26 protein-coding genes are annotated in these 24,147 nt (G+C 71.6%); 15 read left to right on the top strand and 11 right to left on the bottom strand.

The window, feature by feature from the left end:
* Positions 1 to 63: 63 nt before the first annotated feature.
* Complete coding sequence (locus AB0F61_RS23725) at positions 64 to 435, bottom strand: DUF4267 domain-containing protein (RefSeq protein ID WP_357813254.1); 372 nt, start codon at positions 433 to 435, stop codon at positions 64 to 66.
* Positions 436 to 524: 89 nt separating this feature from the next.
* Here AB0F61_RS23725 and AB0F61_RS23730 point away from each other — a divergent pair, with 89 nt between their 5' ends.
* Positions 525 to 1,097, top strand: coding sequence for a TetR/AcrR family transcriptional regulator (locus tag AB0F61_RS23730; protein WP_357813257.1), 573 nt, complete (start codon positions 525 to 527; stop codon positions 1,095 to 1,097).
* 3 nt (positions 1,098 to 1,100) lie between these two features.
* On the opposite strand, the gene AB0F61_RS23735 is transcribed toward AB0F61_RS23730, so the two are convergent.
* Positions 1,101 to 1,358, bottom strand: a complete 258-nt coding sequence (locus AB0F61_RS23735; RefSeq protein WP_357813260.1) for a hypothetical protein — start codon at positions 1,356 to 1,358, stop codon at positions 1,101 to 1,103.
* Positions 1,359 to 1,640: 282 nt separating this feature from the next.
* Here AB0F61_RS23735 and AB0F61_RS23740 point away from each other — a divergent pair, with 282 nt between their 5' ends.
* Positions 1,641 to 1,850: a winged helix-turn-helix domain-containing protein gene (locus AB0F61_RS23740; RefSeq protein WP_357813480.1), complete on the top strand. Its 210-nt coding sequence runs from the start codon at positions 1,641 to 1,643 to the stop codon at positions 1,848 to 1,850.
* Between the two features lie 236 nt (positions 1,851 to 2,086).
* Here the strand turns inward: AB0F61_RS23740 and AB0F61_RS23745 are convergent, their stop codons facing one another.
* Positions 2,087 to 3,766 (bottom strand): DNA repair helicase XPB, encoded by a 1,680-nt coding sequence (locus AB0F61_RS23745; protein WP_184180855.1) that lies wholly within the window; start codon positions 3,764 to 3,766, stop codon positions 2,087 to 2,089.
* Positions 3,767 to 3,938: 172 nt separating this feature from the next.
* Between AB0F61_RS23745 and AB0F61_RS23750 the strand changes: the two genes are divergently transcribed.
* Positions 3,939 to 4,823 (top strand): L,D-transpeptidase family protein, encoded by an 885-nt coding sequence (locus AB0F61_RS23750; protein ID WP_357813264.1) that lies wholly within the window; start codon positions 3,939 to 3,941, stop codon positions 4,821 to 4,823.
* A 98-nt stretch (positions 4,824 to 4,921) separates the two neighbouring features.
* Entirely contained in the window at positions 4,922 to 5,158 is a 237-nt protein-coding gene (locus AB0F61_RS23755; protein ID WP_357813267.1) for a hypothetical protein, read from the top strand.
* 27 nt (positions 5,159 to 5,185) lie between these two features.
* Here AB0F61_RS23755 and AB0F61_RS23760 read toward each other — a convergent pair whose 3' ends face one another.
* Entirely contained in the window at positions 5,186 to 7,672 is a 2,487-nt protein-coding gene (locus tag AB0F61_RS23760; RefSeq protein WP_357813270.1) for a helicase-associated domain-containing protein, read from the bottom strand.
* Positions 7,673 to 7,756: 84 nt separating this feature from the next.
* Between AB0F61_RS23760 and AB0F61_RS23765 the strand changes: the two genes are divergently transcribed.
* Both AB0F61_RS23765 and AB0F61_RS23770 read left to right on the top strand, forming a co-directional pair.
* Positions 7,757 to 8,380 carry an HAD family hydrolase gene (locus AB0F61_RS23765; protein WP_357813272.1) on the top strand — a complete coding sequence of 208 codons (624 nt, stop codon included), beginning with the start codon at positions 7,757 to 7,759 and terminating at the stop codon, positions 8,378 to 8,380.
* A gap of 27 nt (positions 8,381 to 8,407) precedes the next feature.
* The gene (locus AB0F61_RS23770; RefSeq protein ID WP_074316242.1) at positions 8,408 to 8,794 is read left to right on the top strand and encodes a cold shock domain-containing protein; all 387 of its coding nucleotides are present in this window, start codon (positions 8,408 to 8,410) and stop codon (positions 8,792 to 8,794) included.
* Here the strand turns inward: AB0F61_RS23770 and AB0F61_RS23775 are convergent.
* On the bottom strand, positions 8,755 to 9,603 hold the full coding sequence (locus tag AB0F61_RS23775; protein WP_357813275.1) for a 1,4-dihydroxy-6-naphthoate synthase: 849 nt from the start codon (positions 9,601 to 9,603) through the stop codon (positions 8,755 to 8,757). The two genes, AB0F61_RS23770 and AB0F61_RS23775, sit on opposite strands and share 40 nt — an antisense overlap.
* Before the next feature lie 469 nt (positions 9,604 to 10,072).
* Between AB0F61_RS23775 and AB0F61_RS23780 the strand changes: the two genes are divergently transcribed.
* Positions 10,073 to 10,915 carry a helix-turn-helix transcriptional regulator gene (locus tag AB0F61_RS23780; RefSeq protein ID WP_357813277.1) on the top strand — a complete coding sequence of 281 codons (843 nt, stop codon included), beginning with the start codon at positions 10,073 to 10,075 and terminating at the stop codon, positions 10,913 to 10,915.
* On the opposite strand, the gene AB0F61_RS23785 is transcribed toward AB0F61_RS23780, so the two are convergent.
* Both AB0F61_RS23785 and AB0F61_RS23790 read right to left on the bottom strand, forming a co-directional pair.
* Positions 10,884 to 11,567 carry a futalosine hydrolase gene (locus AB0F61_RS23785; RefSeq protein ID WP_357813280.1) on the bottom strand — a complete coding sequence of 228 codons (684 nt, stop codon included), beginning with the start codon at positions 11,565 to 11,567 and terminating at the stop codon, positions 10,884 to 10,886. The two genes, AB0F61_RS23780 and AB0F61_RS23785, sit on opposite strands and share 32 nt — an antisense overlap.
* Positions 11,564 to 13,165, bottom strand: a complete 1,602-nt coding sequence (locus tag AB0F61_RS23790) for an MFS transporter (protein ID WP_357813283.1) — start codon at positions 13,163 to 13,165, stop codon at positions 11,564 to 11,566. The genes AB0F61_RS23785 and AB0F61_RS23790 overlap by 4 nt, the downstream gene beginning before the upstream one ends.
* Here AB0F61_RS23790 and AB0F61_RS23795 point away from each other — a divergent pair.
* Complete coding sequence (locus AB0F61_RS23795; protein ID WP_357813286.1) at positions 13,164 to 14,093, top strand: DUF3027 domain-containing protein; 930 nt, start codon at positions 13,164 to 13,166, stop codon at positions 14,091 to 14,093. The genes AB0F61_RS23790 and AB0F61_RS23795 overlap by 2 nt on opposite strands.
* A 36-nt stretch (positions 14,094 to 14,129) precedes the next feature.
* Here the strand turns inward: AB0F61_RS23795 and AB0F61_RS23800 are convergent, their stop codons facing one another.
* A complete protein-coding gene (locus AB0F61_RS23800; protein ID WP_357813289.1) occupies positions 14,130 to 14,375 on the bottom strand; it encodes a DUF2530 domain-containing protein in 246 nt (81 codons plus the stop codon).
* An 88-nt stretch (positions 14,376 to 14,463) separates the two neighbouring features.
* On the opposite strand from AB0F61_RS23800, the gene AB0F61_RS23805 reads away from it, so the two are divergent.
* From AB0F61_RS23805 to thpR, 5 genes are all read left to right on the top strand, one after another.
* Positions 14,464 to 15,942 carry an NCS2 family permease gene (locus tag AB0F61_RS23805; RefSeq protein ID WP_357813483.1) on the top strand — a complete coding sequence of 493 codons (1,479 nt, stop codon included), beginning with the start codon at positions 14,464 to 14,466 and terminating at the stop codon, positions 15,940 to 15,942.
* Between the two features lie 115 nt (positions 15,943 to 16,057).
* Positions 16,058 to 16,507, top strand: coding sequence for a MarR family transcriptional regulator (locus AB0F61_RS23810; RefSeq protein WP_357251878.1), 450 nt, complete (start codon positions 16,058 to 16,060; stop codon positions 16,505 to 16,507).
* A gap of 70 nt (positions 16,508 to 16,577) precedes the next feature.
* Positions 16,578 to 17,861 carry an MFS transporter gene (locus tag AB0F61_RS23815; RefSeq protein ID WP_357813292.1) on the top strand — a complete coding sequence of 428 codons (1,284 nt, stop codon included), beginning with the start codon at positions 16,578 to 16,580 and terminating at the stop codon, positions 17,859 to 17,861.
* Between the two features lie 97 nt (positions 17,862 to 17,958).
* Positions 17,959 to 18,468 (top strand): hypothetical protein, encoded by a 510-nt coding sequence (locus tag AB0F61_RS23820; RefSeq protein WP_357813295.1) that lies wholly within the window; start codon positions 17,959 to 17,961, stop codon positions 18,466 to 18,468.
* Positions 18,469 to 18,475: 7 nt separating this feature from the next.
* Entirely contained in the window at positions 18,476 to 19,057 is a 582-nt protein-coding gene (thpR, locus tag AB0F61_RS23825) for an RNA 2',3'-cyclic phosphodiesterase (protein ID WP_357813297.1), read from the top strand.
* Here the strand turns inward: thpR and AB0F61_RS23830 are convergent.
* The gene (locus AB0F61_RS23830; protein WP_357813300.1) at positions 19,027 to 19,839 is read right to left on the bottom strand and encodes a helix-turn-helix domain-containing protein; all 813 of its coding nucleotides are present in this window, start codon (positions 19,837 to 19,839) and stop codon (positions 19,027 to 19,029) included. The two genes, thpR and AB0F61_RS23830, sit on opposite strands and share 31 nt — an antisense overlap.
* A gap of 238 nt (positions 19,840 to 20,077) precedes the next feature.
* On the opposite strand from AB0F61_RS23830, the gene AB0F61_RS23835 reads away from it, so the two are divergent.
* Complete coding sequence (locus AB0F61_RS23835) at positions 20,078 to 20,743, top strand: DUF4097 family beta strand repeat-containing protein (protein ID WP_357813301.1); 666 nt, start codon at positions 20,078 to 20,080, stop codon at positions 20,741 to 20,743.
* Positions 20,744 to 20,780: 37 nt separating this feature from the next.
* Positions 20,781 to 21,611 (top strand): alpha/beta hydrolase, encoded by an 831-nt coding sequence (locus AB0F61_RS23840; protein ID WP_357813304.1) that lies wholly within the window; start codon positions 20,781 to 20,783, stop codon positions 21,609 to 21,611.
* Positions 21,612 to 21,668: 57 nt separating this feature from the next.
* Here AB0F61_RS23840 and sepH read toward each other — a convergent pair whose 3' ends face one another.
* Positions 21,669 to 22,748, bottom strand: a complete 1,080-nt coding sequence (gene sepH / locus AB0F61_RS23845) for a septation protein SepH (RefSeq protein WP_357813307.1) — start codon at positions 22,746 to 22,748, stop codon at positions 21,669 to 21,671.
* A 185-nt stretch (positions 22,749 to 22,933) separates the two neighbouring features.
* Positions 22,934 to 24,061, bottom strand: coding sequence for a phosphoserine transaminase (serC, locus tag AB0F61_RS23850; protein ID WP_357813310.1), 1,128 nt, complete (start codon positions 24,059 to 24,061; stop codon positions 22,934 to 22,936).
* Positions 24,062 to 24,147 lie beyond the last annotated feature (86 nt).

The following is a 24,147-nucleotide window of genomic DNA, read 5'->3' on the forward strand; positions in this document are numbered from 1 at the left end:
TCACCGATCGGCCTGTCGGTGACGCAAACCTCTTGATCACCTCGGGGTAGGCCGAGGGCTGGGCTACAGGGCGAACAGCAGGGCGGCGTCCAGGAGGACTACTGCGGCGGTGGCGAAGTGGATGCCGAAGGCGACGGCCCTCGTTCCACCGTTGCGGAGCACGATGACGGTGTCGCCCAGCGGGACGAGCGCGACGATCAGCATGAACCACGCGACCGCGTCGGCCGTGGTGAAGGCGATCAGGGCGAGGCCGAGCAGCCCGAAGGTGAGGTCCTTCAGCCCTTTGACCGTCAGGTAGGCGGAATCGCCGTCCGGCCGGGCCGGCACGCCGTACCCGGCGGCTGCGGCCTGCGGCACCAGCAGGAACCGCGCACCGATGAAGACGACGAAGAGGCTGAGTACGACGGCGAGTCCGTAGGCGAGGGGTGACAACATGGTCGGCTCCAGTTCACTAGCGCTGCTAGATGTAAGAGCGACGCTAGCAGAGCAACGACAGCGATGCTAGCGGTGCTAGGGTTGCTGTCATGTCGACTCAGTCGCGCCGGGAGCGCGAGCGGGCGGAACGGGAACGGGCCATCGTCGCCGCCGCCCGCGACCTGGCCCTGACCGAGGGCTGGGACGCGGTCACCACCCGGCGGCTCGCCGCCGAGATCGAGTACAGCCAGCCTGTCCTCTACAGCCACTTCAAGGGCAAGGACGCCATCATGGCGGCGGTCGCCGTCGAGGGCTTCGGCGAGCTGGCCACCGCGCTCGCCTCGGCCCGGGCCTCGGCCGCCGACCCTCGACAGGCCGTCGCCGACGTCGCGGCGGCGTACACCACCTTCGCCGAACAGCGGCCCGCGCTCTATGACGCGATGTTCACCCTCGCCGTGGACCTGCCATTCGCCAGCCAGGGTGTCCCGACCGACCTGGCCCGAGGCTTCGCCGAGCTGGCCGAGGCGGTGCGCCCGGCCGCCGGGGACGACGACCTGGAGGCGGTCACCGAGACGTTCTGGAGTGGCCTGCACGGCCTGGTCACCCTGATGCGCAGCGGCCGGCTCCGCCGCACCGACCACGACCGGCGGCTCGCAGTGCTGGTGGCCCGCTTTTCCCGGTGAGAGTCAGGGCTGACCGAGCCGTCGTCCGCACGGCGCGAGGTGGTCGACCGGCAGGGCACACCGCGCGCCGCCGGGCAGTGGGCGGTCACAGAAGACCCAGTGGCGTACGCCCTGATGGTCCTCCGCCGAGACGGTCACCCCGCCCGGCTCGACCTGCGCGCTGAGCCGGACCAGCACCCGAGCTGCGGTACGCGCGAAGATCCGGGCGCGCAGCAGGTCCGGCGCGGTGATCGGCAGGTGGATCACCCAACGCTCGCTCATCGGTAGCGGCACCGATCGAGGACCTGCCAGGGCCGCGGCGGCTCTTCCCGCCTTCTCGTCGGAGGTGGCTCGTCACGTCGGCTCGCCAGCCGACGGGTCTGGTTGCGCACGTGGCTGCCCTTCGTTGGATGGGATCGACGTGGAGGGGCGGTCTCCACCGATTGCGCTCGGCGGAGACCGCCCGCCCGCGGCCGTCCGGGGGTACGGCAGCGTCGAAGCGGCTGATCAATACTGGGCGAGCCAACCGACTGCAAGGGGCTCCACGTGCCTATCCCGCCCACAATGGACGAGTTGCTCGACGATCTCCTGAAGAAGATCAAGGATGGGACGTATCCGCCTGGGTCCCAGCTCCCGTCCGGGCGCGCGCTGGCAGACGAGTACGACGTCTCGCAGTCCACGATCAGTCGTGCGGTGGCGAAGCTGCGGAAACAGGACGTGCTCGTCGGGCGTCCGGGGCGCGGGGTCTTCGTCGCGGAGTCCCGCAAGCGCTGACCCTCGCTGACTGCCCGGAGCGCGGTGCGCGGGGCGTGACTGCCTGAAGCGTTTCACGAGGCGTGACTGGCCGGAGCGCGGTGCGCGAGGCGTGACTGCCCGGCGTTGCCCGTGCCCGCACCCACCGCGCCCGCACCCATCGCGCCGATCGACTCGGGTTCCAGGAAATCGGGGCATCACAGCGCCTTGGGCACCGCGACTTCCTGAAAACCGAGTCGATCAAGGCCGTGCGTGCGTCAGTCGAAGGACGGCAGCGACGGGCCGAGCACGTCGTCGGCGTCGACGATCGTGTACGCGTACCCCTGCTCGGCGAGGAAGCGCTGCCGGTGCGCCGCGTACTCGGTGTCGATCGTGTCCCGGGACACCACCGTGTAGAAGTGCGCCTGCCGGCCGTCGGCCTTCGGCCGGAGCACCCGACCCAGCCGCTGCGCCTCCTCCTGTCGCGACCCGAACGTCCCCGACACCTGGATCGCCACCGCCGCCTCGGGCAGGTCGATCGAGAAGTTGCCCACCTTCGAGATCACCAGCGTGCGGATCTCACCGGTGCGGAACGCGTCGAACAGCCGTTCCCGCTCCTTGTTCGTGGTCGAACCCTGGATGATCGGCGCGTCGAGGTATTCGCCGAGCTGGTGCAACTGGTCGATGTACGCGCCGATCACCAGCACCTGGTCGTCCGGGTGCCGGTCGACGAGCGCCTTCACCACCGGCAGCTTCGTGCGGGCGGTCGCCGCCATCCGGTAGCGCTCCTCGGCCTCCGCCGTCGCGTACGACATCCGCTCCGCGTCGGTCAGGGTCACCCGGACCTCGGTGCACTCGGCCGGGGCGATCCAGCCCTGCGACTCGATGTCCTTCCACGGCGCGTCGTACCGCTTCGGCCCGATCAGGCTGAACACGTCACCCTCGCGGCCGTCCTCGCGTACCAGAGTGGCGGTGAGGCCCAGCCGGCGGCGGGCCTGGAGGTCCGCGGTGAACCGGAAGATCGGCGCGGGCAGCAGGTGCACCTCGTCGTAGACGACAAGGCCCCAGTCGCGGGCCCCGAACAGGTCCAGGTGGGTGAACGCGCCGCCGCGCCGCGAGGTGAGCACCTGGTACGTGGCGATCGTGACCGGGCGGATCTCCTTGCGCTCGCCCGAGTACTCGCCGATCTCCTCCTCGGTCAGCGACGTGCGGGCGATCAGCTCCCGCTTCCACTGCCGGCCGGCGACCGTGTTGGTGACCAGGATCAGCGTGGTCGCCTTCGCCTCGGCCATCGCCGCCGCGCCGACCAGGGTCTTACCGGCGCCGCACGGCAGCACCACCACACCCGACCCGCCGGCCCAGAACGCCTCGACGGCCTCCCGCTGGTACGACCGCAGCGTCCACGGCTTGCGCCCGTCCTTGCCGGCCTCGGCCAGCTCGATCGGGTGCGCCTCACCGTCCACGTAACCGGCCAGGTCCTCCGCCGGCCAGCCCAGCTTGAGCAGCGCCTGCTTGAGCCGGCCGCGCTCGGACGGGTGCACCCGGATGGTGTCGTCGTCGATCTTGTCGCCGAGCATTCCGGCGAGCTTCTTGCTCTTGGCCACCTCGATCAGCACCAGCCGGTCCAGCGCGCGCAGCACCAGCCCGTACGCGGGGTCGTTGGCGAGCTGGAGCCGCCCGTACCGGTCCATCGTCTCGGCCACGTCCACCAGCAGCGCGTGCGGCACCGGATAACGGGAGTACTTGATCAGCGAATCCACGACCCCCTCGGCGTCGTGCCCCGCCGCGCGGGCGTTCCACAGACCCAGTGGGGTCAGCCGGTAGGTGTGCACGTGCTCCGGCGAGCGTTCCAGCTCCGCGAATGGCGCGATCGCCATCCGGCAGGCCTGCGCGTCGGGGTGGTCGATCTCCAGCAGCAGCGTCTTGTCCGACTGCACGATCAGTGGTCCACCGCTCACGCCAGCGTCCTCTCCTCGGATGACCGACCGGCCGAAACGGGTCGCATACCCGCCGCTGGCCGACCATCCAGTGTTGCACGATGTGGGATCCGCAAAGAAAGATGCTCACCGGTCGCAACCGTGACGGCACTCACGAACGTCTAGTAAAGGGACGACGGCCAGGGGAGGTTCGATGCAACGTGTCCGGATCACTTCCCGGCTGGTCACCCTGGTGGTGGTTGTGCTGGTCGGCGCCGGTGCGTGCGCGTTCGATCCGCAGTCCGGCGGGAGTGGTGGCGGGGGAGCCGCCCCAGCCGGTGCGGCGGAACAGGTAACGGGGGCGAGCGCTGCGCCCGGGCCGGACCAGCGCGGCCGGCCCACACCGGCCGCACCCGCCCCGACATCGAAGACACCCCGGCCTCCGGCGCCGAAACCCACCCGCAGCGTGGCACCGAAGCCGACCACCACCGTTGCGCCGACGGTCGCCGGTTGCCCACAGGGCCAGCACCAGCGTGCGGTGGAGACCTACCTGGCCCGACTGGGCGGGTTCGGGGCGGTGACCGTGGACGGGCGGCAGTCCGCCGCCGACTGCGCCGCGATCAAGAAGTTCCAGAAGAGGTACGGCATTCGCCCCGTCGAGGGTCGCGCCGGGCCGACCACGTACGACGTGGCCCAGCGCCTCGCCACCACCGAGCCGGCACGGTGCAAGGCCGGCACGGGCACCACGTTCTGCGTGGACCTGACCCGGCAGACCGTCTGGGCGATGCGCGGCGGCAAGGTGATCATGCCGCCGACGGTGACCCGCACCGGCATGGCCGGCTACCGCACCCCGGCCGGCACCTTCACCGTCAACTTCCGCAACCCCAAGGAGTGGTCCGACCCGTACGAGGTGTGGCTGCCGTACTGGCAGCACTTCACCCAGGGCATGGGCTTCCACGAAACCACCACCTACCTGCACGAGAAGTCGATCGGCTCGCACGGCTGCGTCAACCTGCTGCACGCTGACGCCGTCCGGATGTGGGAGCTGGGCAAGGTCGGCACCCGGGTGGTGCTGATCGGCCGTCGCCCCGGCACCTGACCGACACCTGGCGAATCACGGGGGGTGACCCCCTGTCCGACCGGTCCATCGAGTGTCACGCTGGGAGGCCAGGGCCGGACCGGGCGGGGAGGCTGGGCATGACGGTCGACCGTGAGGTGATCCCGGAGCACGAACAATCACCACCCGACGAGGTGTCCCGCGCGACAGTGATCGCCTACGCCGTCGCCGCGACGCTCCTCGTCGGGTGGTTCCTCTTCGGCTGGCTGGTGCTACGGCAGGGCTTCGTCGACTCGGTCGGGGAGTCCGCCGGCGCCGGCTTCGCGCTGCTGCTGGTCATCTCGGTGGTCGGCACCGTACGCCGCAGCCGCCGCTGACCAACCAGCCCGACGGCCTCGCCCCGCTCAGTCCGCCACCACCGCCGCGGTGATCCGGTGCAACGCGAACGTGTGCAGCATCTCGGTCCGTTCGTCCTCGGCTCGTAGGTAACCGGCGCCGATCGAGACCGGTTTGACCAACCGGGACGCGGTCGCCCCGTGTGCGTCGACGTAACCGACCCAGACCAGCGCCTTGTCGCGGACCGCCTGTTGGAGCACCGCCAAGGCCTCGCTGTGCGTGTGCGCCGGCACCGGGCCGCCGCCGAGCCCGGCCGCCCCGCCTCGCACCACCGCAGGTGCCCGCCGGGCCGCCCGCGCCGCCGCGTCACCCCGCCGGATGTGCTCCACCACCCCGAGCAGCCGGGGCATGGGCAGCTTCGGGGCAGCCAGTGGGTCGAGTGTCCGGGTGGTCACCGACACCCGGGCCGGGGCCCGCCGGATCCGTGGCCGGGTCAGCACGGTGCTGCCGGTGCCGTCCTCCTGCACCGGGGCGAACCCGGCGTCGCGCAGCGCGCCCAACAACCGACCCACCTGGTACGGCGTGCACAGCACCGTCGGCGCGAGCCGGCGCAGAGCCAGCGACTCCAACCGGCGGTCGGCCAGCACCTCACTGATCAGAGTCTCGTCGTCGCTGCGCAGGTACGCCCCGGCCAGCCCCACCCGCAGCCCGCCGTGCTTACGGGCCACGTCGTCCACCAGGTAGGTGAGCCCCTGCGGCACCGGGGTACGCGACCGTCGCCGGAACACGTCGTGCAGGTCGTCGGCCGTGTAACCCGAATCCAGGGCACGCCGCACGCTCGCCGTGGTGACCCGGTGCACGCTGGCCCCACCTGCCGATTCGAGTTCCGTCATCGCCTCCAACTCGGCGGCGAGCGCCGGCTCGGGCGGGCCGGGCACCACCACGGTCAGGTCGGCCTGCACCAGGAAGTGGTCGACCGGGGCGGGCAGCAGCGCGTCCAGGGCTCGGGCGGCACTGGACGGGTCACCGCTCTCCACGTCGGCGTGCACGCCAAGCGGGTCGTCGTCACCCCGCTCGTCGGCCGACGTCAGGTCACCCAGCAGCAGCCGACCGTACGAGGTGAGCGCCCCCAGCCCGGTCACGCCGAGCTGCGCCGCCTCGGCCAGCACCTCCCGGTGGGCGGCGTCCCGGCCCCGGCTGCGCCGCGGCGCCCGCCAGTCCAACAGGTCCTGCACCTCCTGCGGGGTGGGCGCGGTCGCCGGTTCCAGGTCGGCGAGCACACCGAGCACCGCCCGCCGGGTGGCCGGCGCGCTGGCCCGTTCGGCCTCGGCGGAGAGCGCGGTGATGGGCCGGTCCCGGTCGTCGCGGCGGCCGACCAACCCCACCTGCCGGCTCATGGTCAACCAGGCTCGGGCGAGCTGTTCCCACCGCTGGGCCAGCGAGGCGGCCCGCCACACCTCGTACCCGCCGGTCGGCAGCACCTGCTGGTCCGCCCCGTACCGGCTGGTGGTCGCGCCGGGCATCTCCAACTCACCCGCGAGCCCCGCCGCGTACGCCACCTCGAGCAACAGCGCCGTGGTCGGCTCGTCCAGCCCGGCGGTGCGGGCCAACCGACGCAGGTCCCGCACACCGATGCCGCCCGAGCGGAGCACCGGCGCGGGCTCGTCGGCGAGTTGCTCCAGCAGCCCTTCGGTGTGTCGGACCACCTCCATCGTCTGCCCGGCGCCCGCCGAGTCGACAGCCTTCGGCTCACGCGGCGCGGCGGCGACCGGCGGTGGGCTGGTGCGTAGTGTCCCGAGCGGCCCGGTGTCGCGCCGTAGCAGCAGGCCGACCTCGCGGGGCAGCTCCACCGTGCCGCTGGCCGTCGACGAGCCGGTCGTCACGGGGACCAGGAGCCGATTGTCGACCAGCCAACGCACCGGGGAACCGGTCGGGGCGCCACCGTTTGTCGGGTCGGCGAGCACCGGGTCCTCCGCACCGAGCGGCGGCGCCTGCAGAGCGCCCGGGGGCACGCTGCCCACTGGCGGGCCAGCCGCCAACCGGTCGAGGATCGCCCGGGCCGAGGGCGGGGCGGCGAGCAGCGTCCGTCGTAGTTTCGCCGGGTCCGCGCAGAGCGCGGCCGTGCGCGGATCCAGCTCCGCGGCGGGCCGGCCGAGCCCGGCGGGGTACGGGGCGACTTCGTCGACGGCGGGCACCACGTGCAGCGCGTGCTCCGGGCCGTACAGCAGGAAGAGCGCGCGCAGCCGGCCCACGGCGGCCCGGACGGCCGTCGGAGCGGGCGGGTGCGGCCCGGCGGTCGCCATGGCGAGTACGGCGTCGGTGGCCGTGGTGCCGTCGTCCGGGTTCCGGGTGAGGCGGGCGGCGTCGAGGATCTGTTGGGTGAACTGGTCCAGCCCGTCCAGCGCGCGGGCCACCGACACCCGGGACTGGGCCCGGATGGACAGGGCGGAGATGTCGGCTGGCACGGGCACGACGAGGTCTGGCCGTAGCTGGAGGAGCGCGGCCAGTGACTCGTCGGGCAGCGACCGCAGGTGGTCGGCGAGTGAGGTGGTCATCGTCTTTCCACGCTAGCCCGGCAGTGGGCTTCCGCGCCCCTCGGACGTCCGGCCGACCGGGAGTCGCCGGGTAGGTTTCTCGACATGCCCGCACTGACCGTCGGATTCGACCTCGACATGACCCTGGTGGATTCGCGCCCCGGCATCGCCGCGGCCTATCGGGCGCTGACGGCGAGGACAGGCGTGCCGGTGGATGCCGAGCTGGCGGTGTCGCGGCTCGGACCGCCGCTGCGTACCGAGATCGCACACTGGTTCCCGCCCGAGCAGATCGAGTCGGCCGTGCGGGTGTACCGCGAGCTGTACCCGGCGTACGCGATCACCCCGTCTGTCCTGTTGCCGGGCGCGCGGGAGGCCATCGACGCGATCCGTGCCCGGGGTGGCCGGGTACTGGTCGTCACGTCCAAGATCGGCCGGTTGGCCCGGCTGCACCTGGACCACCTCGGCCTCGCGGTCGACGAGTTGGCCGGTGACCTGTTCGCCGAGCAGAAGGCGACGGCCCTACGGGAACACGACGCGACCCACTACGTCGGTGACCACGTCGCGGACATGGTCGCGGCGGCGACCGCCGGGGTGCCCGGCATCGGTGTCGCGACGGGCCCGTGCTCCCGCGATGAGCTGCGCGCGGCCGGGGCGGATGTGGTGTTTGACGACCTCACCGAATTCCCGGCGGCGCTCGACGGCATGATCCAGCTAGCCTTGGAGCAGTAGCGGCTCAAGTGAAGCAGGGGTTTTCAGGTGCCTACGGGTCGAGTGAAGTGGTACGACACGGCCAAGGGATATGGCTTCGTCACCAGTGACGAGGGCGGCGACGTGTTCCTGCCCAAGGGTGCGCTGCCGGCGGGTGTCACCGACCTCAAGGGTGGCCAGCGGGTCGACTTCAGCGTGGTTGACAGCCGCCGTGGCGCGCAGGCCATGGGAGTCAAGCTGCTGGACGCGCCGCCGTCGATGGCGGAGTTGCGTCGTCGGCCGGCCGAGGAGCTCCACGGCCTCGTCGAGGACATGATCAAGGTGCTGGAGGCGAAGGTCCAGCCGGACCTGCGCCGGGGCCGGTACCCGGACAAGAAGGCGGCGCAGAAGATCGCTCAGCTGGTCCACGCGGTCGCACGCGAGCTGGAGGTCTGAGGCACCAGGCCGGCGGCGGCGGCTCGATCGAGCAGTGCCGCCACCGCGGCGAAACCGGCCTCGCCCAGGTCCGCGGTGAACTCGTTGACGTAGAGGCCGATGTGCCGGTCCACCACGTCGAGTTCCATCTCCTGGGCGTGCGCCAGCACGTACTCCCGGCTGGCCGCCGGGTCCGCCCAGGCCTGCCGGACCGACTCGCGGACCCACCCGGCCGCGGCCTGCGGGTCCACCGCGCCGCGTCGGGCCAGGATCGCGCCGAGGGGAATGGGCAGCCCGGTGTCGGCCTCCCACCACTCGCCGAGGTCGACCAGGGCGGTCAGGCCGTGCCGGTGGTAGGTGAACCGGGCCTCGTGGATGACCAGCCCGGCGTCGTAGCGGCCTGCCGCGACGCCCGGCATGATCTCGTGGAACGGCACCACTTCGATCCGGGCCGGCGGGCGTCCGGCCGACCAGAGCCGGAACAGCAGGTACGCGGTGGTCCGGTCGCCTGGCACCGCCACCGTGGCACCGGTCAGGTCGGTGCGGTCCGGCCCGCCGTCACGATCGCTGCGGGTGAGCACCAGTGGGCCGCAGCCGCGACCGAGCGCGCCGCCGCAGGGCAGCAGGTGGTAGTCGTCGAGCAGCCAGGGCAGCGCCGCGAAGCTCACCTTCACCAGGTCGAACGCGCCCCGCTCGGCCGCCGTGTTGGTGACGTCCACGTCGGCGTACGTCACCTCGACCGGCGGCGCGCCGGGCACCCGGCCGTGCACCAGAGCGTGGAAGACGAACGTGTCGTTGGGGCAGGGCGAGATCGCCAGAGAGAGCGCCACGCCCCCACGTTAGCCCCGCCCCCGCGCGTGCAGTCGGCGCGGTGCGGTGCCTGTGACCTGTCGGGCACTCGCCGCCGTCTGCCCGCCAGCCACGTGAGCGTCCGGATGCCAGCCATGTTGGCTGTGGTGGTCCCTCCAACTCCCTGTAGAGCTGCCCCATATCTGGGGCATCGTGTCGGCGTTGGGGTGCGGGGTGTTGGGGTGCGGGGTGTTGGGGTGCGGGGTGTTGGGGCGCGGGGCACTGGGGCGCGGGCGTTGGGGTGCGGGCGTTGGGGCGTTGCCGCACCGGTGGTCGTGGGCTGTCGATCTCCGCGCTGCCCAGGACTTCGTCAGCCCGCCCCACACGTGGGGCAGCTCTACAGGCACTGACGAAGGGTTCGTGCACAGCCGCGGTGGCACTATCCACAGGGTTTTCCACAGGTGGACGGGTGCCGTTGACGGCGCGAGGTCGGCGGAAAACCATGGACGGGTGGCTGCCGACGAGGGTGCGATCGACGTGGGGGCGGTCCTGCGCGAGCTGCGTCGACGTGCCGATCTGAGCCAACGCGAACTGGCCGAGCGGGCCGGTATCCCGAAAAGCACGTTGGCTCGGATCGAGGCGGGGCATGGCGCTGGGCCGGCGTTCCGGACGGTGGAGCAACTTGTCCGTGCCGTCGGTGGTGAGCTCGCCCTCAGGCTGCCCGGCGACCCTGTCGACGGGACAGCCGGCGAGCCACCAGTCGAGCCACCAGACGAGCTACGGGACGACGCCGGTCGCCGATATCCGGCGCACCTGGACGTCCGTCAGGTCCTGACCCTGAAGGATTGGCCGGGGGCGTGGTGGGTGCACTCGTACACCCTTCCGCAACGGATGTGGCCGGTGCGAGTCCCGGAGTTGACCTACGACCTGGACCGAACGCGGCGAGACGAGCGACGGCGGCGGCACCAGACCCGCGCCCAGGTGCGGTTTCGGCGGGCGGCCGAAGGGTTGCCGGCCACGGCCTGGCGCTTCCTAGCCGAGGTGCCCGGCGCCGGGCCGGTGGGCGAGTTGAGGGCCCACGAACGCAGCGTGGACCTCCTGCTCGGCGAAGACTGGGGCGACCGGCGTGAGTTGGTGTTGGAAGGCGTTGTCGTTGTTCCCGGCCTGCGGACCCTGGGCATCGGGCGTCAGCTGATCGGGCTGCTCGCCACGGAGATGGCAGCGGCCGGCATCCGGACCACCCACGCGATCGCCTCGTCGGGCAACGTCGAGTTCCTGCTCGCCTGCGGGTTCGAACTACAGGCGAGTCGGCCGTCGGCGCTCACGCTCGAAGTCCCTGCCCCTCGGCCGTAGTCAGCGCGAATGCCGGGGCCGCCGTGGTGAGGGCGGTGAGGGCTTCGCGCAGGCGCCAGGCGTCGCGATCGCGGGGCCCGATCGGGTTGGAGATGGTGCGTAACTCGGCGAAGGGCACCCCGGCCTGTGTTGCGGCGACCGCCACGCCGTACCCCTCCATGGCCTCGGCGACCGCCTCCGGATGCCTGCGGCGCAGCTCCTCGGTGCTGGCGGCGGTGCCGGTGACCGTGCTGACCGTGAGCACCGGGCCAGGCGTGGCCGCCGGGAGGGCCGCCCGCAGCGCCGCCAGCAGCACCGGGTCGGCCTGCACCACGCTGCCGGTACCGAGCAGCGCGAGTGGCATGCCCAACTCGTCGACAGGGAGGAAGCCGTCAGGTGACTCGGCGCCCAGGTCGGCGGCGATGCTGGCCGTGCCGAGCACCGTGTCACCGACCTCGGCCCGGCCGGTGAAGCCACCGGCCACGCCGGCACTGACCACCGCGCGGTACGGCCGCCCGGCGGCTTCGGCAAGCACCAGCAGGCGTGCGGTGGCGGCCGCGGCGACGGCCGGGCCCACACCGACCGGGGCGACGGTCACGGACGGGTCGGTCAGCCCGGAACGGACCGCTTCCGCCTCGGCCGGCACCGCCGTCACCACCAGCAGACCGGTCACGAGAGCGAGCCGGGAGATTCGCGGCGGGTCTCCTCGTCGGCGCCGCCACCCGGGCCGCCCACGGCGGAAGACGGCCGGTAGATGTGGTAGCCCGGTGGGGTCAGGCCCGGACCTTCGTACGGCGGGGAGCTGCCCTGCGCCGGTGCCGGCGAGGTGGGCGTGGAGTCCCCGGGCTTGTCCGCCGGCTCGTCCTCGGTCAGCTCGTCGTCGCCGAGCGGCCGGCCGGCCAGCTTCTCGCCGCGCAGCCGGGCGGCGATCAGCACACCCCGGATCGCGGCCAGGACGCCCACGCCGGCGGCCACCGCGATGCCCATCCGACCGTCGAACGGCACCAACCCGAGTCCGCCGCCGGCGACGAAGGCGAGCATCAGCACCGTCTCGGAGTGGGCGAAGGAACTCGCCCGCAGCCGTTCCGGGATGCGCTCCTGGATGGAGGCGTCCACGGCCAGCTTCGAAATCCCGCTGACCAACGCCGCGACCAGGCAGAGCAGGGCGACCATCACCAGTGAGAACTGGATGACGGTGAGCACCGCCACACCCGCCACGATGATCATGCTGCTGGACTGGATGGCGGTCGGCCGGTGGATGCGCAGCCGGGTGCCGACGGCGGTGGCCAGGAAGGTGCCGACCGCGAGCGCCCCGCCGACCAACCCCAACGCCCATTCGGCGCCCAGATCCCGGCCGAACGCCACAGTGGTCAGGTCGCCCTTCTTGATCGCGAAGGCGAGGAAGAGCAGCAGGAAGCCGTACACCGCGCGGAGCGTCGCGGCCCCGATCAGGGTGGCGATCACCAGTTTGCCGGCGGGACGACCCCGACCCAGCGGCCGATCGCCCCGGCGGCGGCCCAGCGCGCGCAGCGGCCGGGGGACCCGCTCCGGTGGCTCCGAGTCGGCCTTCGGCGGCAGCCGCAGGGAGATCACCATGCCGATCAGGAAGATCACCGAGGCGACGCGCAGCGGCCACTGCGGGCCGAACCAGAACGCGGCCAACCCGATCGGCGCCACCAGGGCGCCCGCGACCGTGCCGTAGACGCTGGCTCGGGCACCCACCTGGGAGAGGCCGAGCCCTTCCGGCAACAACCGGGGCACCGCCGCGGAGCGGGCCACACCGTACGCCCGGGACAGGGCGAGCACCCCGAACGCGGCCGGATAGAGCCCGAAGCCGTGGATGTAGTCGGAGATCAACCAGGCCAGGAACGCGCGGCCGAGCATCGTGGCGGCCAGGGCGTAGCGCCGGCCGTGCCGGAAGTGGTCCAACAGTGGGCCCACCACGGGGGCGAGCATGGCGAACGGCACCATGGTCACCAGCAGGTAGAGCGCGACCTTGCTGCGGGCCTCGCCCAGCGGGACGTTGAAGAAGATCGTCCCGGCCAGGCCGATGGCGATCAGCGTGTCACCGGCGCAGGAGACCGCGTGCAGGTCGAACAGGCGAACCATGCCGACCTCGCCGCCAGCACCCCGGACCCGGGCCCGACCGGCCCGCCGGGTCACCCAGCGGCCGCTGCCCACCGAACCACGCAGCAGCAGGCGAATGGCGCGAATGCCGGTGCCGACGGTTCGCCCGAGGACGGATCGCCCGGAGCGGGAGTACGACGGCATGTGCACCATCCTCGCCCATCTGATCCGGGTACGCCGCACCACCGCGGGGAAAGGTTCCCCGGGAGTCACTGTCACCCCTGCGGGGCGCATGGGGAACAATGGTGAGGTGACCAGGCCCGCCTCCACCCGTGCCGCCCGTCTCGACCAGGTCTGTGCCGCCGCCGTCGAGGTGGCCCGCGCTGGCATCACCGAGGTCGACGCCGACGATGTCGGCGACCACCTGCAGGTCGTTGCCGAAGGTGAACGGCTCGTCACCCACTACTTCGAGTGCCTCCTCGCCGGCTATCGCGGCTGGCGGTGGGCGGTCACCGTCACCCGCGTGTCACGCAGCAAGACGGTGACCATCTGCGAGACGGTGTTGCTGCCCGGCCCGGACGCGCTGCTCGCGCCCGGTTGGCTGCCCTGGCAGGAGCGGCTCAAGCCGGGCGATCTGGGCCCCGGCGACCTGCTGCCGACCGCGCCGGACGACGACCGACTGGTCCCCGGTTACCTGCTCTCCGACGACCCGGCGGTCGAGGAGACGGCGTGGGAGTTGGGCCTCGGGCGGGCACGCGTCCTCTCCCGGGAGGGCCGCACCGACGCGGCACAGCGCTGGTATGACGGCGACCACGGCCCCGCCGCGCCCATCTCCACCGCCGCACCGGCCGCCGCCCGTTGCGGCACCTGCGGCTTCTACCTGCCGCTGGCGGGCGCGATGCGGCAGGCGTTCGGTGCCTGTGGCAACTTCTACGCGCCGGACGACGGCCGGGTGGTGAGCGCCGACCACGGTTGCGGCGCCCACTCCGAGACGCTGATCGAGGCGGTCGAGACCGCTGTCGAAGAGCTACCGACGGTGTACGACGACAGCGCGGTGGAGGCCATGTCGGTCAGTCGCGCCCCGGGTTCGGTGGAGGCGACCGAGCCGGCGGAGCCGTACGGGCACTCCTGACCGTTCGCGCCGGGTGGCCCGGCCGGGGTGGTCGGGTCAGTGTGCGCGGCGGCGACGGCGGTTGGCGTCGTGCCGCAGCATGACGGCGAGGCCGGGGAAGCCCCACAGGAAGCCGGCGAGGCAGGTCCAGAGCCAGTTCTGATGACCGTGGTCGGTCAGCCAGCCCCGGAAGAAGATCAGCAGGACCAGCCCGGCCACCGCCCAGGCGACCAACCCGGCGAGAGCGAACGGCACCATCGGTGGGTCGAGTGGTGCCGGCCGCGGTGGCTGCTCGTTCGGCATTCGGCAAGCGTACGCGATCCACTTCCCCTGCCCGCTCGTGATCTGGGACGATGCGCGCGACAACCGGAAGATCACCTGCGAGGACCTGATGGCAGTAGCGCCGCCCGAGACCGGCACACCTCCCAACCCCGCTCACCCGCGTAACGGCTTCGACCGGTTCTTTGAGATCTCCGCCCGTGGCTCGACGGTGGGCCGTGAGGTACGCGGCGGCCTGGCGACCTTCTTCACGATGGCGTACATCGTGGTGCTCAACCCGCTGATTCTGGGTGGTGCCGTCGACGCTGACGGCAAGACCCTGCCGATCCCCGCGCTGGCCGCCGCGACCGCTTTGGTCGCCGGCCTGATGACCATCCTGATGGGTGTGGTCGGCCGATTCCCGCTGGCGCTCGCCGCCGGTCTGGGTGTCAACGCGCTTGTCGCGTACGAGATCGCTCCCGAGATGACCTGGGCCGACGCGATGGGCCTGGTGGTGATCGAAGGTGTGATCATCGCGGTGCTGGTGCTGACCGGTCTGCGGACCGCTGTGTTCCGTTCGGTGCCGACGCAGCTCAAGACCGCGATCGGGGTCGGTATCGGTCTGTTCCTGACCATCATCGGTCTGGTGGACGCCGGCTTCGTCCGGCGGCTCCCGGACGCCGCGAACACCACCGTCCCGGTCGGCCTGGGCATCGGCGGCAAGCTGGTGAGCTGGCCGCTGCTGGTCTTCGTGGTGGGTCTGCTGATCACCCTGGTGCTCGTGGTGCGCCGGGTGAAGGGCGCGATTCTGATCGGCATCCTCACCTCCACCGTGCTGGCGGTGATCGTGGAGGCGGTCGGCAACATCGGCCCGTCGTTCGTGGACGGCAAGCCCAACCCGAAGGGCTGGGCGCTGAACGTGCCGGAGCTGCCGAAGACGGTGGTCGACCTGCCGGACCTGTCGCTGCTCGGCAAGTTCAACGTGCTCGACTCGTGGGGGCGGGCCGGCTGGGTGGTCGTGCTGATGTTCGTCTTCACGCTGCTGATCACCGACTTCTTCGACACCATGGGCACGATGGTGGCGGTGGGCCAGGAGGGCGGCCTGCTCGACGAGCAGGGCACCCCGCCGAAGGCCAAGGAGATCCTGCTCGTCGACTCGATCGCCGCGGCGGCCGGCGGTGCGGCAAGCACCTCCAGCAACACGTCGTACATCGAGAGTGCCGCCGGTGTCGGGGAGGGTGCCCGGACCGGCGTGGCCAGCCTGGTCACCGGGGTGCTCTTCCTGCTGGCGATGTTCCTGGCGCCGCTTGTGGTGATCGTGCCGTTCGAGGCGGCCTCAACGGCCCTGGTGGTGGTCGGTTTCCTGATGATGACGGCGGTCCGGACGATCGACTGGTCGGACTACGAGATCGCCATCCCGGCGTTCCTCACGATCGTGCTGATGCCGTTCACCTACTCCATCTCCAACGGCATCGGTGCCGGCCTGATCACCTTCGTGGTGCTCAAGTTGGCGCGCGGTAAGGCCCGGGAGGTCCACCCGCTGCTGTACGGGGTGGCCGCGCTGTTCGTGCTGTACTTCCTGCGTGGGCCGATCGAGTCGCTTGTGCTCTGACGCTCGTCCGGGCGGGGAGTCGAACGTGATTCCCCGCCCGGAACAGCATTAACGTCCTCGTGAGCCTGGTCATAACCGATGTCGTTAGCCATGCTCATTAGTTAAGCTAACTACTGTGACGGAGCGGACGGTGACGGCGAAACGCGTGCCACCGGCGCAACTGGCCCCCCAGTTGCGTGATGCGATAACTCGACTCAACCGGCGGGTCCGCCAGGCCCGACCGGTCGGCGACCTCACGGTCACCCAGGTCTCCGCGCTCACCAGCCTGCGGCTGGCGGGCGCGATGACCCCGCGGGAACTGGCCGACGTCGAGCGGGTGCAGCCACCGACGATGACCAAGATCGTCGGGAAGTTGGAGGACCGCGGCCTTGTGCGGCGGACACCCCATCCGACCGACGGCCGACAGGTCATCCTCGCGGCGACCGAGGGAGGGCATGCCGTGCTCGACCAGTTCGAGCGGGCCCGCGACGAGTGGCTGGCCCACCGGCTGGCCGCGCTCGACGAGGACGAACGGGAGACCCTGCAGAGGGCCGCCGAGATTCTTCAGCAGCTCGCTCGCGCCTGAGCCGCACCAGCCCCACCGGGCCGTGCCGTCACCTGTCGATGACGCGTACGACCGAGGAGGCGCACCAAGAGTGCAGGCCAAGCTGAGCACGATGTTCCAGTCCCTACAGGTTCGCAACTACCGCCTTTTCGCATCCGGGCAGCTGATCAAGCTGATCGGCGTCTGGATGATGTTCATCGCCCAGGACTGGCTCGTCCTCGACCTCTCCAACAATTCGGCCACCGCGCTCGGCGTTGTCACCGCCTGCCAGTTCACCCCGGTGCTGCTGCTCACCCTGCTCTCCGGCCGGCTCGCCGACCGGTACGACAAGCGGGTGCTGCTCTTCGCCGCCAACGCCTTCTGGAGCCTGCTGGCCCTCGGCATGTCCCTGCTGGTCCTCACCGACCTGGTGCAGCTCTGGCACGTCTTCGCCTTCGCGGCGCTGCTCGGCACGGCCAACGCCGTGGAGACGCCGGTCCGCCAGGCGTTCGTCTCCGAACTCGTCGGCACGCCGCTGCTGCCCAACGCGTTGTCGCTGAACGCCGCCGTGTTCAACTCGGCCCGGATCGTCGGCCCGGCCGTCGCCGGCCTGGCCATCGCCGCGTTCGACGTCGGCCCGGTCTTCCTCTTCACCGCCGTCAGCTCCGTCGCGCCCCTGGTCAACGTCGTCCGGATGCGCACGGCCGAGCTGCACCGCGACGCCCTGCTGCCCCGCGACGAACGGGCGTCCGCACGGGTCATCGACGGGCTGCGGTACGTGTGGCGCCGCCCCGACCTGCTGTTGCCGATGGCGGTCATGTCGGTGATCGGCATGTCGCTGTTCAACTTCCAGCTCACCCTGGCCGCGCTGGCGAAGACGGTCTTCAACACCGGCGCCGCCTCCTTCGGCCTGTTCAGCACGGCGCTTGCCGTCGGCGCGCTCGGCGGTGCGCTCAGTGGCACCGGCCGGCGCAGTCGCCCGTCGGTCTGGCTGGTGCTCGGCGCCGCGATCGCCTGTGCGAGCTTCGGCACCCTGGTCGGCCTCGCGTCGGCGTACTGGCTGGTCGTGGTGCTGCTGGTGCCGACCGGCTTCTTCATGGTCTTCTTCGCCCAGGCCGCCAACCAGCGGGTGCAGTTGGGCGTGGACGCGGCCTTCCGGGGTCGGGTGATGTCCCTGTGGGTGCTGGTCTTCCTGGGCACCAATCCGGTCGGCGCGCCGCTGATCGGCTGGGTCGCGGAGCGCTTCGGTGCCGGTGCCAGCATCTGGATGGGCGCGTTGATCTCGCTGGCCGCCGCGCTCATCGCCCTGACCTGGCAGTTGCGCCGCTCCGGCGCCCGGTTGCGCTTCCGGGTGCTCCCGATGCCCCGCTTCTACGTGACCTCCACCGACTGCTGAGGTTTACCGCCGGGGCCGGGCCGCGTCTCGTTGGGCGGATCGTGCGGATGCGGCCAAATCGGTGGCGGGTCGGCACGACGGGGCTTAGCGTCGATATGTGGGAGTCGGACGCGCGCTGATGCTGGCCCTGGCGTTCCTTGCCGTCGCCAGTCTGCCGGCGGCGTTCGCCCTGCTCTTCTGCTATGACGAGATCCTCGACCGGGTCGTCTGCGGCTGGTCCGAATGGCGGGAGCGCAGACGGGAGAAGCGCGTCATCGCCCGTCTGGACCGGGCCGTGGAGGCCGACGCGCTCACCCGCGACATCGACCTCAGCGGGTTCGACCGGGCCGACCGTCGACCCCTGGAGCAGCTCGCCGCCGACCTGCGCCGCCTCGGCGGTCAGCGGCTCGGCGGCCCCGGTCGGTCGATGGTCTGGCATGGCGCGCTCCTGCAGGCGTACGACGACCGGCTCCGGCTGGCCTGCCGCGCCCTCGGCATCACCGAGCACCTCGCCGAGTTGGTGGGCGTCGACCAGGAGATCGAGCGGGTCCGGGTGGAGGGTGTGCTGCACGCCGCCGGGCTGACCCTGCCGGCGGCGAGGGCCGGGCACCGGCAACGGCACCGCTGAGCGACGGTTGCGGCTCTTCGTCGCGGTCTACCCGCCCTCCGAGTCGGTCGACCACCTCGGCGCGCAGGTCGCGCGGCTACGGGTCGGCGCGGCGTCCGCCGCCGGCACCAACGTCCGGCTCGCCGATCCGGCTCAGCTACACGTCACAGTGGCCTTCCTCGGCGACGTCGAGGCGGCCCGGCTGGTCGAGGTGGAGAGTGCGCTGGGGCTGGCCGCCGAGTGGTTCCGCGACGGCCGGCACGCCCTGCCCCGGCTCAGCCTCGGCGGCGGTGGCCGGTTCGGTCAGGGCCGGTCGACGGTGCTCTGGGTGGGCCTGCGGGGCGAGGTCGAGGCGCTGCACGTGCTGGCCGGGCTGGTCCGGCGCCGGTTGCGGCAGGACCGGCTGCCGTGCGATGCCAGGCCGTTCCGCCCGCACCTGACCGTGGCCCGGCCTGGCGATCGGATGGCCCCGGCCGACATCGAGGCCGACCGGGCCGACCTGGACGACTACCGGGGCCCGGAGTGGCCGGCGACCGAGCTGCTGCTGGTGCGCAGCCAGCTCGACTCCCGAGGCTCGCGCTACGACCGGCTCGCCGCCTGGCCGTTCTGACCCGGTGCCGTCGGCGGGACGACGGGCACGGGCGTCTGTCCCTGGCCCGGGATCGGTTGGGTGGCGGCCGTCCCGGGTCTGATGTGGAGGACTTCGCGGGCCTGTTCGGCGGCGCGGATGATGCTCTCGCTGATGAAGTCGAGGAAGCGGGCGATGTTCTCCAGGCGGGCGGCGGCCGGCGTGTGCGGGCCGAGCAGGGCGACGCCCTGCCGTGCGATGGCGACGAGCTGGTCGTTGGCTCGGGCGCCGGCGATGGTGGCCTGGTAGAAGAGCTCGTTGTCGACGACGTAGCGGTCGCGGCGGCGTTCGTCGCGTTCGCGGCGGACCAGGCTCTGGCCCTCCAGGAAGGTGATCGCCTTGGAGATGGACGCCGGGCTGACCTGGAGGCGTCTGGCGAGTTCGGACGCGGTGAGGCTGCCCGCGTCGGTGGTGAACAGGCAGGTCAACACGCGGGCCGCCATCTTGCTCAGACCCGATCCCATGAGGACTGTGGTGAAGGTCTCCTCGTATTCGGCAACGGCCTCGGCGTCACGTCCGTGCTGGGGGAGGGCTGATTCCGCCGGACGGGCGGAGGCTGGTGTGCGCCGGTGGGCGCGGCGTTCGGTGGCGCGGTGGGCCAGGTCGGCGCGGTAGGCGAGCGGGCCGCCATTGCGCATCACCTCGCGGGTGATGGTCGAGGTGGGTCGGTCGAGACGTCGCGCGATCTCCGCGTAGGAGAGGCTGTCGACAAGCCCCAGCGCGATCTGCTGGCGTTCCTGCTGGGTGAGTCGGCCCCCTGGCATCTGATCTCCCTGGTGATCCGTCGTGGCGGCCTCGTGGCCCGTCCACCATAGCGTTCACTTCTCTTCCATTGCAACGCAAGCAAGGATGATCGTTGCGTTACCCGACTTCTCGTTGCAATGAAACCGATGCTCTGAACTGGGGAAACCGGTCTCCAACGCAACAAGCTCGTTGCCTCCGCATGGAAAGCAACGTAGCGTTTCCGGTATTAGAAACAGCGCACGAGCACCGGAGAACATGATGAAGACGTTCGACACCCCCGCCCCGATCTCCGCCATCCTGGACATCCCCGCCGGGCGCATCCAGCTCATCGCCGCCGACCGCGTCGACACCACAGTCGAGGTGCTGCCGACCGACCCGGCCAAGCGCCGCGACACCAGGGCCGCCGAGCAGACCACCGTCGCGTACGCCGACGGCGTCCTACGGATCACGGCCGCGACCCCCAGCAACCCGCTCGTCGGTCCCTCCGGATCCCTGCAGGTGACCGTCCGACTGCCCGCCGGCTCCCGCATCGACGCCAAGGCCGTCAGCGCCGAGCTGCGGGGTGTGGGACGCCTCGGCGACATCGCCTTCGACGGCGCGTACCGCCAGATCAAGATCGATGAGGCGGCCAGTGTCCGCCTCACCGCGATCGACGGCGACGTCGAGGTCGGCCGGCTCACCGGCCCCGCCGAGATCAGCACCGCGAGGGGCGACATCCGGATCGCCGAAGCCGTACACGGCACCGTCGTGCTGACCACTCAGTCCGGCGACATCTCGATCGCCGCCGCCGCCGGCGTCTCCGCCACGCTGGACGCCGGCACCGGCCACGGCCGGGTCAGCAACGCCCTCAAGAACGACGGCACCGCCGCACTCGACATCCGCGCCACCACCTCGCTGGGCGACATCACCGCCCGCAGCCACTGAACCCGACCAGACCCCCGACGCGACCAGGAGTGGAGACATGACGATGAACAACGCCGCCGCGACCAGCCCGACATGGACCGGCATGGTGCCGATCGACGACACCGCCCTGGCCGTCACCGACACCGGCGGTCCCGGTGTCCCCGTGCTCTACCTCAACGGCCAGTTCGCCACCCAGGGGTACTGGCGTCGAGTCATCGCCGAACTGGGCACCGGTTGGCGGCACATCACCTACGACGAGCGGGCTCGCGGCAGGAAGTCGAAGCGCTCGACGGACTACTCCTTCGAGGCGGCCGTCCGCGACGTCGATGCCGTCCTCGCCGCCCGCGAGGTGGACCGCGCGCTGGTGGTGGGCTGGTCCTACGGGGCCGTCGTCGGGGCGCACTGGGCCAACCGGAACCCGCAGCGCGCTCTCGGTGCGGTCCTGGTCGACGGCGCCTTCCCGCACGACTGGCTGGACGAGGCCATGGAACAGCGGATCCGGAAGATGTTCCGACGGATGAACGTGTTCATGCCGCTGCTGCGCCCGACCGGTCTGACCCCGCGCATGAATGCCGAGCAGATGGCGGACAGCAACATCGAGCTGGGCAGACTCTCCCGCGAGCGCGAGCTGGGCCCGGTGCTGGACAGCATCACCGTCCCGGTGCGGTACGTCGTCGCCTCCGGCACGTCGCTGGGCAGTCGCGGTGACGAGCAGGAGACGATCCGCACCAGCCTCGACGCGGTGACCGCCCGCAACCCGCACATCCAGATCGCCGCGAAGGTAGCCAGCAACCACGGTGCGATCCTCAAGAAGGACTTCCCGGCCGTCGCCGAGGCCGTACGTGAGGTCGCCCGCCTCGACCGCGGGGATGCGGAAGCCCCTCGGTGAGGTGAACGCGTCGAGCGTTGGCGGGTGGTGGTTCGCCACCCGCCAACGCTCGACGCGTCAGGAAGACTCGCGCGCCGCCGGCCCGCTGCCGAAGAGCACGTCGTCCCAGCTCGGCAGGCGCTTGCGCGGCTTGCCGTTGGCGTCGGTGGACTCACCACCGGCGGCAGCCGCCGCGCCCGTGCGGCGGGGCCGCAGCACCGCCAGCGACGGCACGGCCGGCACCTCCTTGGGTGCGTCGGAGTCGTCGTCGAAGGCCGACCCCTGGCCGCCACCGAGCAGCGCCGCGGCACCCCCGCCGACCGGCCGCTGCCGAGGCGCGTCCGGACCGGCATGAGCAGCCGGGGTACGCGGCTCAAGGCCACGACCCGACGAGGCGCCGAGCGGGCGGTCCAGGGAGGCGAGCAGCGCGTCCCGTCCGGCCCGGATCGGGTCCCGGCCCGGACGCGGATGCTCGGACGCCGCCGGCAACCCGTGCCCACCACGGCTCGGCTCGCCGCGTGAGGGACCGGGCAGGCCGTGCCCGCCCCGCTCCGGCGCCGGCTCCTGGCCGAGGATCGGCGTGGGCCGCTCGGCGCACAGATACTGCGCCATGTCGTCGTGCGGAGCGACCGACTGCCGGGTCTTGTCGAGATCCCAGATGGCCTGCGCTGTCGCCTTGCCGGACGGCCAGGTGGCGATGATCCGCCAGGTGCCGTCGTCCCGCCGGTACGCGTCCCAGGAGATCTTCTCGGTGTCGATGCCGTGCTGGCTCAACCGACCGTTTACCACCTCGGCCAACGGGGTGGGCTTCTCCGCGCCCTTGAGCCGGGTGCGGCGGGCGTGCTGGGCGAGCATCGCCCGCTCCTGGAGCACCGGGCCGGCATAGCGCAGCACCCGGTCGACCGGCACCCCGGCGATCCGGGCGACGTCCTCGGCGGACTCACCGGAGCGGATGCGGGCCTGGATGTCCCTCGGGGACAGTGAGGGAATCGGGTCGACGGCTGTCGGTGCCGCCGGGAGCGGCGGCGCGCCGGGCTCGGCGTGCAGCGCACCCGAGATCCGGTCGTCGATCGGCAGGGCGAGCAACCGCCCGACCTCGTCGGCGAGAACCAGGGCATGGCCGTCCTCGGAGAGGGCGACGAAGCGTACTGGGCGCATAGCGTTGCCTCCGTCCCGCTTCGCTGGCCGCACGCCACGAGTCGGCCACCCAGGCGTCTCGGACCACCGTACGCGCATCTGTCTCGGGGTGGGGGAAGCGACACCCCGCATGTCGCGACTGAGCTGCAACGATGATCACGGTCGGTGTCCGTGGAGGCTCCAACGAACACCGACCGTGACGAACGTCAGAGTCGCTCGATGACGTAGTCGATGGACGCGGTCAACGCCTCGACATCCGCCGGCTCGACGGCCGGGAACAGCGCCACCCGGAGCTGGTTGCGGCCGAGCTTGCGGTAGGGCTCGGTGTCCACGATGCCGTTGGCGCGCAGTGCCTTCGCGATCGCGGTGGCGTCCACCCCGTCGGCGAAGTCGATCGTGGCGACCACGTTGGAGCGCAGCGCCGGGTCGCCGACGAACGGGCTGGCCACGCTCGACCGTTCCGCCCAGCCGTACACCGTGGCGGCGCTCTCGGCGGTGCGCTTGGCCGCCCAGGCCAGGCCGCCCTGCGCGTTCATCCAGTCGGTCTGCTCGGCCGCCAGGAAGATGGTGGCCAGCGCCGGGGTGTTGTAGGTCTGCTCCAGCCGCGAGTTGTCGATCGCGGTGACCAGGTCGAGGAAGGCGGGGATGTAGCGCCCGGACGCCTTGATCTCGGCGGCGCGATCCAGCGCGGCCGGCGACATCAGGGCCAGCCAGAGACCGCCGTCGGAGCCGAAGCACTTCTGCGGAGCGAAGTAGTAGACGTCGGTCTCGCCGACGTTGACCTCCAGGCCACCCGCGCCGGAGGTCGCGTCGACGAGCAGCAACGCGCCCTCGTCCGCCCCGGCGACCCGGCTGATCGGGACGGCCACGCCTGTCGACGTCTCGTTCTGCGGAGTCGCGTACACGTCCACGCCGGACTCGGCGACCAGGGTCGGCGCGCTGCCGGCCTCGGCCTTGCGAACGGTCGGCTCACCGAGGAACGGCGCGTCCTTGACCGACTTGGCGAACTTGGCGCCGAACTCGCCGAAGCTGGCGAACTGGGCCCGGTCGCGAACCAGGCCGAAGGTGGCGACCTCCCAGAACGCGGTGGTGCCGCCGTTGCCGATCACGACCTCGTAACCCTCGGGCAGCGAGAAGAACTCGGCGATGCCGGAGCGCAGCCGGGCCACCTGGTCGCGGACCGTCTTCTGCCGGTGCGAGGTGCCCAGGTAGCTGGTCGCGACCTCGGCAAGCGCGGACACCGCCGCGGGACGGACCTTGGACGGGCCGCAGCCGAAGCGTCCGTCGGCGGGCTTGAGGTCATCGGGAATCCGGATGGTCGGTGCGTCAGCCACGGTCTTGAAGATCCTTCCGCAAGGGCGAGGGCGGGCCCGGCGACACTGCCGACCCTCATCCTCGCACTCGGACCCATCGGTGGAAG

The organism is Micromonospora sp. NPDC023888, from assembly GCF_040639415.1.
Lineage (GTDB): Bacteria > Actinomycetota > Actinomycetes > Mycobacteriales > Micromonosporaceae > Micromonospora.